Source organism: Pseudomonas sp. RIT411 (assembly GCF_003057735.2).
GTDB classification, from domain to species: Bacteria; Pseudomonadota; Gammaproteobacteria; order Pseudomonadales; family Pseudomonadaceae; genus Chryseomonas; species Chryseomonas oryzihabitans.
On the sequence record NZ_QBIZ02000016.1, the window covers coordinates 114,612 to 124,224 of the forward strand.

General features: G+C 68.1%; 8 protein-coding genes. 4 read left to right on the top strand and 4 right to left on the bottom strand.

Going from position 1 to position 9,613, the window contains the following annotated elements; translation table 11 throughout:
* Window positions 1–171: 171 nt before the first annotated feature.
* Window positions 172–1,956 (bottom strand): IlvD/Edd family dehydratase, encoded by a 1,785-nt coding sequence (locus tag DBY63_RS19535; protein WP_027600810.1) that lies wholly within the window; start codon window positions 1,954–1,956, stop codon window positions 172–174.
* Window positions 1,957–1,989: 33 nt separating this feature from the next.
* Window positions 1,990–3,171, bottom strand: coding sequence for a fumarylacetoacetate hydrolase family protein (locus DBY63_RS19540; RefSeq protein ID WP_077171605.1), 1,182 nt, complete (start codon window positions 3,169–3,171; stop codon window positions 1,990–1,992).
* Between the two features lie 108 nt (window positions 3,172–3,279).
* Between DBY63_RS19540 and DBY63_RS19545 the strand changes: the two genes are divergently transcribed.
* Both DBY63_RS19545 and DBY63_RS19550 read left to right on the top strand, forming a co-directional pair.
* Entirely contained in the window at window positions 3,280–4,227 is a 948-nt protein-coding gene (locus DBY63_RS19545; protein WP_027600811.1) for a LysR family transcriptional regulator, read from the top strand.
* 166 nt (window positions 4,228–4,393) lie between these two features.
* Window positions 4,394–5,758: an MFS transporter gene (locus DBY63_RS19550; protein WP_108582602.1), complete on the top strand. Its 1,365-nt coding sequence runs from the start codon at window positions 4,394–4,396 to the stop codon at window positions 5,756–5,758.
* Here the strand turns inward: DBY63_RS19550 and DBY63_RS19555 are convergent.
* Both DBY63_RS19555 and DBY63_RS19560 read right to left on the bottom strand, forming a co-directional pair.
* Window positions 5,755–7,041: an MFS transporter gene (locus DBY63_RS19555; protein WP_027600813.1), complete on the bottom strand. Its 1,287-nt coding sequence runs from the start codon at window positions 7,039–7,041 to the stop codon at window positions 5,755–5,757. The two genes, DBY63_RS19550 and DBY63_RS19555, sit on opposite strands and share 4 nt — an antisense overlap.
* A gap of 145 nt (window positions 7,042–7,186) precedes the next feature.
* Entirely contained in the window at window positions 7,187–8,071 is an 885-nt protein-coding gene (locus DBY63_RS19560) for a LysR family transcriptional regulator (RefSeq protein ID WP_108582603.1), read from the bottom strand.
* Window positions 8,072–8,153: 82 nt separating this feature from the next.
* On the opposite strand from DBY63_RS19560, the gene DBY63_RS19565 reads away from it, so the two are divergent.
* Window positions 8,154–8,486: an SMR family transporter gene (locus DBY63_RS19565; protein WP_108582604.1), complete on the top strand. Its 333-nt coding sequence runs from the start codon at window positions 8,154–8,156 to the stop codon at window positions 8,484–8,486.
* 62 nt (window positions 8,487–8,548) lie between these two features.
* Window positions 8,549–9,613 (top strand): FAD-dependent oxidoreductase (locus tag DBY63_RS19570; RefSeq protein ID WP_112298121.1); only part of this gene is annotated, 1,065 nt, incomplete at its 3' end.

Sequence of the window (9,613 nt, forward strand, 5' to 3'; positions counted from 1 at the left end):
CAGGGCCGCTAGTGCGAGCCCGATACCTCCGAGCCTGTCCAGAAGGCTGCTGCGCGTCGGCCAAACGGCGTTGAAAATGCTTTCGGAATGCTCATTTACTATTCGTAAACTCCGCGTCCTCAAACATTTTCGCCTTGTTTGGCTCTAGCTCGCGAGCCTTTGAACAGACTCTCAGTGCGAATGCCGCGGCACCCCGCCCTCGCGGGCGATCACCTTGAGGTGCAGGGTGGCCGGTTCCAGGCAGCCGCCGGTGGAGAGCTGGCCCACCAGTTGCCGATAGAGTTCCTGCCAGGGGGTCTGGGCCGGCGGCAGGTTGGGCGTCCATTCGGCGCGGCGGCGCTCCAGTTCGCCATCGTCGAGCAGCACGTCGACGCTGCGGGCATTGAGGTCCACGCGCAGCCGGTCGTTGGTCTTGAGCAGCGCCAGGCCGCCGCCCACCGCCGCTTCCGGCGACATGTTGAGGATCGAAGGGCTGGCCGAGGTGCCGCTCTGGCGACCGTCGCCCAGGCACGGCAGGGAATCGATGCCCTTCTTGATCAGCGCCGCCGGGGGCGCCATGTTGACCACCTCGGCGCTGCCCGGATAACCCACCGGACCGGCGCCGCGGATCACCAGGATGCAGCGTTCGTCGATGTCCAGCGCCGGATCGTCGATGCGAGCGTGGTAGTCCTCCGGGCCTTCGAAGACGATGGCCCGCGCCTCGAAGCTGTTTTCCTTGCCCGGCTCGGCCAGGTAGGTCTGACGGAAGGCCTCGCCCACCACCGACATCTTCATGATGGCGCTATCGAAGAAGTTTCCGCTGAGCACGATGAAGCCGGCGCGGTGCTTGAGCGGCGCCTCATAGGGCTGGATCACCGCAGGATCCGAGCTGGCGGCGCCCTCGGCGATGGTGCCGATGGTCTTGCCGGAGACGGTCAGGCACTCGCCGTGCAGCCGGCCGGCCTTGAGCAGTTCGTGGAGCACCGCTGGCACCCCGCCGGCGCGGTGGAAGCCTTCGCCCAAATACTTGCCGGCCGGCATGCAGTTGGCCAGCAGCGGGATGTCCTCGCCCAGGCGTTGCCAGTCGTCCAGCGACAATTCGATGCCCATGTGCCGGGCGATGGCGATCAGGTGCGGCGGACAATTGCTGGAGGCGCCCAGGGCCGAGGCCACCACGATGGCGTTCTCGAAGGCCTCGCGGGTCATGATCTGCGAGGGGCGGACGTCGTCCAGCACCAGCTGGCAGATGCGCTTGCCGGTGGCATAGGCCATCTGGCCGCGCTCACGGTAAGGCGCGGGGATGCTGGCGCAGCCGGGCAGCGACATGCCCAGGGTCTCGGCCAGGGCATTCATCGACAGGGCCGTGCCCATGGTGTTGCAGTGGCCCACCGAGGGCGAGGCGGCAGTGGTCAGGGCCATGAAGCCCTCGTAGTCGATCTCGCCGGTCGCCAGCAGGTTGCGTGCGTGCCAGAGCACGGTGCCGGAGCCGATCAGCTCGCCCTTGAAATGCCCGTCGAGCATCGGTCCGCCGGACAGCACGATGGCTGGCAGGTCGGTGGTGGCCGCGGCCATCAGGCAGGCCGGGGTGGTCTTGTCGCAGCCGGTGGTGAGCACCACGCCATCCAGCGGGAAGCCATGCAGGATCTCCACCAGGCCGAGGTAGGCCAGGTTGCGATCCAGGGCCGCGGTGGGCCGGCGACTCTGCTCGGCGATGGGGTGCACCGGGAATTCCATGGGGATGCCGCCCGCATCGCGGATGCCGGCCTTGACCCGCTGGGCCAGTTCCAGGTGGTGGCGATTGCAGGGGGTGAGATCGCTGCCGGTCTGGGCGATGCCGATGATGGGGCGACCGGACTGGAGTTCGTCGCGGGTCAGGCCGTAGTTCATGTAGCGCTCGACATAGAGCGCGGTCATGTCGGCGTGGGCAGGATCATCGAACCAGAGCTGGCTGCGCAGCGGGCGTTTGGCGGAAGTCATGATGGTCTCTAGTTGTTATTAGGAAAGAAAGGATCAGCGGCCCAGCAGGCCACGGGCGGCCAGGTTGTGCATCAGGGCGCCGAGGCCGAAGCGCCAGGCCGGGGCCTGGTCGCTGGTGGTCACCCGGTTGTGCAGGGTGCCCAGCAGCGGGCTGGCGATGCTCACCCGGTCACCCACCTTGTGGGTGAAGCCACCGCCCGGGGCGTCACGGTCCTGGGTCGGGGCGAACAGGGTGCCGAGAAAGAGCACGAAGCCGTCGGGATACTGGTGGTTGGCATTGAGGGTCTGGGCGGCGAGATCGGTGGGATCGCGACTGATCTGCGCCATGGAGCTGCTGCCCTGGAGCCGGAAGCCGTCTTCGCCCTGGACCTCCAGGGTCACCACGCACTGGCGCACCTGGTCGAGATCGAAGGTCTCGTCGAACAGGCGGATGAAGGGCCCCAGGGCGCAGGAGGCGTTGTTGTCCTTGGCCTTGCTCAGCAACAGGGCGCTGCGGCCCTCGATGTCGCGCAGGTTGACGTCATTGCCCAGGGTGGCGCCATGCAGGCGGCCGCGGCTATCGGCCACCAGCACCACCTCGGGTTCGGGATTGTTCCACTGGGACACGGGGTGGATGCCGATGGCGCTGCCAGAGCCGACCGCGGCCAGCACCGGCGCCTTGGTGAAGATCTCGGCGTCCGGCCCGATGCCCACCTCCAGGTACTGCGACCACATGCCCTTCTCGATCAGCAGCGCCTTGAGCGCCTGGGCGCGCGGACTGCCCGGCTCCAAGCCCTGCAGGTCCGCGCCGATCACCGCCTGCACCTGCTCGCGGATGGCTACGGCGCGCCCGGCATCGCCACCGGCCTGCTCTTCGATCACCCGCTCCAGCATGCTGGCGGCAAAGGTCACCCCGGCGGCCTTGATCACCTGCAGATCGGCTGGCGGCAGCAGGTGCAGACGGTCCGCAGCGGCCTGCTCGCCGCTGTTGGCCAGCAGTTCCTCCACGCTGCCGAGGTAACGTCCGGGGGTATCGCGCAGGGCCTGCAGCGGCGCGTCTTCCTCGAACAGGGCACTTAAGGTGGCGAACCGCTGGGAGACATCGAAGACGCCGTCTTCGCGCAGCACCACGGGCGAGGGACCGGCCAGCGGGCCGGGCACCCAGGCGCGGCCCACCAGGGTGCCGGCCAAGCCATCGGTGGGAAGGGTATTGGCAGGCGAGAGACGAAGGGACATGGGCAGGACTCCAGGGCTGATGGGTCCACGCTAGGCAGCCGGACTGATAAACTCAAATGGGCTTATTTCATCATTCGATAACCTGCGCTTATCGCCCGGGAGGCACGCGTGTCCGAGCCGTCGTTCAGCCAGATCTGCCACTGGCTCAAGTTTCGCCACCTGCTGCTGATCGACACCCTGGGGCGCACCCGCAACATGCACCTGGCCGCGCAGCAGATGAATCTCAGCCAGCCGGCCATCAGCAAGATGCTCAAGGAGATCGAGCACCTGCTGGGCTTCGCCCTGTTCGAGCGCCAGCCGCGCAGCATGCCACCCACCGCCCTGGGTGAGCACGTGCTGCGCTATGCGCGGGTGGCGCTCAACGATGCCCGCGGCTTCGCCGAGCAGATCGACAGCCTGAGGCGCGGTGGTCATGGCCAGCTCAAGGTCGGCGGCATCTTCGCCGCCACCGCGGTGGCCCTGCCGCAGGCCATCGTCGCGATCAAGCAGCGCTGGCCGCTGCTGGCCATCGAGGTGATGGAGCAGACCAGCGATCACCTGATGGAGATGCTCGACGACAAGCTGCTGCACCTGGCGGTGGCGCGTTTCACCGACGAAGCCCAGGCCCAGCGCTTCGACTTCCAGCCCCTGGCGCCGGAGCCCTTCCGCTTCGTGGTCAACGCCGATCACCCGCTGGTGGGCAGCGGCCCCGTGGGCCTCGACCAGGTGCTGGCCTGGCCCTGGATCCTCTATCCCAAGGGCACGCCCATCCGCGGGCGCATGGAGCGGGCCTTCGCCGCTGCCGGCCTGCCGGTGCCGAGCAACACCATCGACACCATCTCCATGCAGACCTTTCTCCAGGTGCTACGCGCCGGCCCCATGATCGGCATGCTGCCCGAGGCCATGGTCGAGCCCTATCTCGCCAGCGGCGCGCTCAGTGCCCTGGAGCTGCCCTTGCACCTGCCGGCGCAGGACTACGGCATCCTCACCCGCAAGGGCGAACCCCTGGGCGAGGCGGCCCGGGAATTCGCCGCCATCCTGCTGAGCCATGCCGGTCGCGGAGAGGCCTCGGCCTAGAGGCTTCGATAACGCGCCGTTATCGAATGATCCGCAAATGCCATCGGGAAAGAATCGCTCTCGCTCCTAGAGTGGCCTGGCAATTCAGACGGCCACCCTGCATCCCCGGCCGCCTTCGACCTCTTCAATAACAACAACGGGCCCCAAGGCCCCGAAGGTCATTCCCATGTTCGAGACCACCGCTCCCCAGGGCGCCGCTGGCGACGCCTTCGAAGAACGCACCTATCGCAAGGTGGTGCTGCGCATCCTGCCGATCCTGCTGCTGTGCTACATCGCCGCCTACCTGGATCGGGTCAACGTCGGCTTCGCCAAGCTGGACATGCTCGACGACCTCGGCTTCAGCAACACCGTCTATGCCCTTGGCGCCAGCATGTTCTTCTGGGGCTATTTCCTCTTCGAGGTCCCCAGCAACCTCCTGCTGCATCGCTACGGCGCGCGCTTCTGGATCGCCCGCATCATGCTGACCTGGGCGATCATCTCCATGGCGGTGGCCTTCACCCAGCCGCTGGCGCAGTTCTTCGGCATGCAGTCGAGCACCCTCTTCTATGTGCTGCGCTTCCTGCTGGGCGTCTGCGAGGCGGGCTTCTTTCCCGGCGTGATCCTCTATCTCAACTACTGGTTTCCGACCCGCCGACAGAGTCGGGTGATGTCGGGCTTCCTCATCGCCCTGCCCTTCAGCCTGAGCTTTGGCGGCGTGCTCTCCGGCTGGCTGATGAGCAGTCTGCACAACTGGCACGGTCTGGCCGGCTGGCAGTGGATGCTGCTGGTGGAAGGGGTGCCCTCGATCATCATGGCGGTGGTGGTGTTCTGCTGCCTGAGCGACAACATCGACAAGGCGCCCTGGCTGGACGCCCGGGAAAAGGCCCTGCTCAAGCGCAACCTGGAGCAGCAGAACGCCGGCAAGGCCTCGCGACTCGGCGAGGTGTTCTTCAATCCGCGGGTCTGGCTGCTGGTGTTCATCCTGCTGACCTTCAACACCGGCTTCTATGGCCTGGCCTTCTGGATGCCCTCGATCATCAAGAACGCCGGTGTCAGCGGCAGCCTGCAGATCGGCCTGCTCACCGCCATCCCCTACAGCGTCGCCCTGGTGGTCATGCTGCTCAACGCCCGCCACTCGGCCCGCACCGGCGAGCAGCGGCTGCACGCGGCGGTGCCGGCCTTCGTCGGCGCCCTGGGCCTGGTGCTGAGCGCCTGGTTCATCCACAACATCGTGCTGTCGATCTTCTTCCTCACCGTGGCCGCCTCGGGGCTGCTGGCGCTGATGCCGATCTTCTGGTCGCTGCCTGGCACCCTGCTTTCCGGCGTCGCCGCCGCGGCGGGCATCGGCATGATCAACGCCATCGGCAACCTCTCCGGCTTCACCGGCTCCATGATCACCGCGACCATGGAAACCCTCACCGGCGACATCAACAACGGCACCTATGTGCTCGGCGCCTGCCTGTTCATCAGCGGCCTGCTGATCCTGGCGATCCCGGCCTCGATGCTGCACCGCGCGCCGACCGCCGTGCCGCTGGACCTGAAGCCCGCCTAGCCCACCTCGGGCACGGCCGAGCGCCCGGCACCCGCGGCGCTCGGCCGGCCGATCCAGAGGGCCATCAGCGCCGCCAGGATGCCGGTCAGGCCGGCCAGCACCAGGGCCTCCTGGTAGGAGCCGAAGTGCTCGCGCAGGGCCCCGGCGAGAAAGGCCGCACAGGCGGCGCCGAGCATGTGGCCGCAGAACACCCAGCCGAACACCACCGGCGCGCTCTTTTCGCCAAAGCTCTGGTTGGTCAGCTTGACCGTGGGCGGCACGGTGGCGATCCAGTCCAGCCCGTAGAAGATGCCGAACAGCAGCAGCTGCTCGGGGGCGAAACCGGAGAATGGCAGGTAGATCAGCGAGAGGCCGCGCAGGCTGTAGTAGACGAACAGCAGGCGGCGCGGATCGTACCTGTCGGTCAGCCAGCCGGAAGCGGTGGTGCCTACCAGATCGAAGATGCCCATCAGCGCGAGGATCCCGGCGGCCTGCACCTGGGACAGCCCGTGGTCATGGCCCATGGCGATGAAGTGGGTGCCAATCAGCCCATTGGTGGTGAAGCCACAGACGAAGAAGGTCAGGAACAGCAACCAGAAATCACGCCGCCGACTGGCCATGGCCAGGGTGCCGAGGGTCACGCGAAACAGGTTGCCCGGTGCGGTAGCAGCCGGCGCCTGGTAGTCCGCCGGGGCGCCATGGGGCCGCAGGCCGATGTCCGCCGGCCGCTCCGGCAGCAGCCAGGCCACCAGCGGGATCAGCGCGGCGCTGGCCACGGCCACGGTGAGCACCACGGTCTGCCAGCCTTCGTGGCTGGCGAGATGGGCCAGCAGCGGCAGAAAGACCAGATTGCCGGTGGCGGTGCTGGCCGCCAGCAGCCCCATCATCAGCCCCCGCCGGGCGACGAACCAGCGATTGACGATGGCCGCGCCCAGCACCATGGCCACGCAACCGGTGCCCAGGCCGCTGAGCACGCCCCAGGTGGCGACCAGATGCCAGGGTTCGCGCATCAGGGTGCTCAGGGCGGTGGCCAGGCTGATCAGGGTGAGGCCGCCGAGCAGGGTGCGGCGGATGCCGAGGGTCTGCATCAGGGCCGCGGCGAAGGGGCCTACCAGGCCATAGAGAAAGATGCCGATGGCAGCGGCAAGCGAGACCGTCTCGCGACTCCAGCCAAAGGTGTCCTGCAGCGGCAAGAGCAATACGCCGGGGGTGGACCTGACGCCCGCCGAAACCAGCAGGGCGAGAAAGATCAGCGCCAGGACGACGAAGACAAAGCGCTGGCCGAGGGCGGGAGGTGTGGTCATGGCGATCTTCACCGGCGGGAAAGGGATGAGTCGAGTATTGCAGCCCGGGCGACCTGGCGCTGGCCAAGCTGGCCCACGGATCTGGCCAGAATGGGTGTTCGTTGGAAAGAGTTGTGGGCGAGTGCTGGAAGCCCAACACGTCGATTCAACCGATCGCCCGCAACTCTTCCGCCAGGCGCTGCGCCAGCCAGCGCGCCGCCGGTCCCGGTGCGGCGTTGCGGCGCCAGGCCAACTCCACCACCAGGGCCGGAGGTACCCAGTCGCAGGCCAGTTCGGCCAGCAAGCCCTGGTAGGTGGGATAGCGCGCCACGTGTCGCGGCAGCCAGCCCCAGCCCAGGCCGCGCATCAGCAATTCGGCGAGCAGGTAGAAGCTGTCGGCGCGCCAGACCTGGGGGGCGATCTGCTCGCCGCCGGGATAGGGATTCTCCAGCGGCGCGATCAGCAGCTGGCGGTGGCGGGCCAGTTCGCGCCGCCCCACGCCCTGCTGGAGTGCCAAGGGATGCTGGGCGCCGCAAGCGGTGACCTGGGCGACATCGCCCAGGGCCTGGCGCTCCAGGGCCGCGGGCATGTGCTCATGGCGAAACAGCAGGCCGAGGTCGGCCTGGTCGGTCAGCAGCTTGCGCGCCACATCGCCCTGGGCGCCACTGGTGAGCTGGACCTCCAGGTGCGGAAAGGCCGCGGCCAGGGCGTCCAGCGCATCGAGTACCGGCTGGTAGGGCATGGCCTCGTCCAGGGCCAGGCGCAACAGCGGTTCCTGTCCAGCGCAGAGGGCCTGGGCCCGGCTGTCCAGCCGCTGACACTGGCGCAGCACCTCGCGCGCCTCCTCCAGCAGGGCCAGACCGGCCGCGGTGATGACCGGCGTGCGCCCGTTGCTGCGCACGAACAGTGCCACGCCCAGATCGGTCTCCAGCAGGGCGATGGCCGAGCTGATCGCCGATTGCGCCCGGCCCAGACGCCGCGCCATCGCCGAGAAACTCGCGCCCTCGGCGATGCCGACGAAGATCTCCAGCTGCTCAAGATTCCACTGCACGACCCATCTCCCCGACAGATAGGTATCAACTTTCACCTATCGCCTGGAAAGGCACAATGGGGCCTTCTACAGGAGGAAGCCCATGAGCGGATACATCTACCTGGCCATCGCCATCGCCGCCGAAGTCGTCGCCACCACCTCCATGAAGGCCATCAGTGGCTTCAGCAAGCCGCTGCCGCTGTTCCTGGTCGTTTGTGGCTACGGGCTGGCCTTCTGGATGCTGACCCTGGTGGTGCGCAGCATCCCGGTGGGCATCGCCTACGCCATCTGGGCCGGCCTCGGCATCGTGCTGGTGAGCATCGCCGCGGCCTTTCTCTACGACCAGAAGCTGGACCTGCCGGCCCTGCTGGGCATGGGGCTGATCGTCGCCGGGGTGGTGGTGATCCAGCTGTTTTCCGGCAGTACCGGGCATTGAGACCAGTGGCGGCGAGGAGCGTGTAAAATCGCCTCTTTGCCGATCATCCGAGCAGGCCGTTCATGTCCCAACCCTGGTCCACCGATATCCTCATCGTCGGCGGCGGCGTCGCCGGCCTCTGGCTCAACGCCCGCCTCCGACGCGCCGGCTACGCCACCGTGCTGGTGGAGACCGGCGCCCTGGGCGGCGGCCAGAGCGGCAAGTCCCAGGGCATCATCCATGGCGGCACCAAGTACGCCCTGACCGGGATGCTCACCGGTGCCTCCGAAGCCATCGCCGACATGCCGCGGCGCTGGCGCGAGAGCCTGGCCGGCAGCGGCGAGCTGGATCTCTCCGGCGTGCGCCTGCTCTCCGAAGCCCACTACCTCTGGTCGCCGGGCAGTCTGGCCGGCAACCTCACCAGCTTCTTCGCCAGCAAGGCGGTGCGCGGCCGGGTGGACGCCGTCAAGGGCGACGAACTGCCCCCGGCCCTGCGCGACCGCGCCTTCAAGGGCAAGGTCTATCGCCTGGCCGAACTGGTGCTGGACGTGCCCAGCCTGGTCGCGCGCCTGGCCGAGCTGGCCGGCGACAGCCTGCTGGCCGGGCATGAGCTGCAACCGCTGCGCGAAGCCGGCGAACTGACCGGCCTGGTGGTGGACGGCCAGCCCATTCGCGCCCGCCGCATCGTGCTCACCGCCGGCGCCGGCATGGCCGATCTGCTCCAGGCCCTCGGTCTCGAACAACCGGCCATGCAGCGCCGCCCGCTGCACATGGTGGTGGTCAAGGGCCCCATGCTCAAACCCCTCTACGCCCACTGCCTGGGCGGCGGCCCCAAGCCGCGGGTGACCATCACCAGCCACCCCACCGCCGACGGCCAGTGGCTGTGGTACCTGGGTGGCGACCTGGCCGAAGCCGAGGGCGTGGCGCGCGAACCCCAGGCGCAGATCGCCGCGGCGCGCGAGGAGTTGCAGCGCCTGCTGCCCTGGATCGACTTCGCCGGCGCGCGCTGGGCGACCCTGCGCGTGGATCGCGCCGAGCCGGCGCAATCCGGACTGGTGCGTCCGGACAATGCCTTTCTCGCCGAGGAAGGTCGCCTGCTGGTGGGCTGGCCGACCAAGCTGGCCCTGTCGCCCGACCTGGCCGACCGC

Excerpts from the sequence above, each read along its gene's own strand:
- DBY63_RS19535 (WP_027600810.1), bottom strand. The coding sequence starts at position 1,956 with ATGACTTCCGCCAAACGCCCGCTGCGCAGCCAGCTCTGGTTCGATGAT.
- DBY63_RS19540 (WP_077171605.1), bottom strand. The coding sequence starts at position 3,171 with ATGTCCCTTCGTCTCTCGCCTGCCAATACCCTTCCCACCGATGGCTTG.
- DBY63_RS19550 (WP_108582602.1), top strand. The coding sequence starts at position 4,394 with ATGTTCGAGACCACCGCTCCCCAGGGCGCCGCTGGCGACGCCTTCGAA.
- DBY63_RS19555 (WP_027600813.1), bottom strand. The coding sequence starts at position 7,041 with ATGACCACACCTCCCGCCCTCGGCCAGCGCTTTGTCTTCGTCGTCCTG.
- DBY63_RS19565 (WP_108582604.1), top strand. The coding sequence starts at position 8,154 with ATGAGCGGATACATCTACCTGGCCATCGCCATCGCCGCCGAAGTCGTC.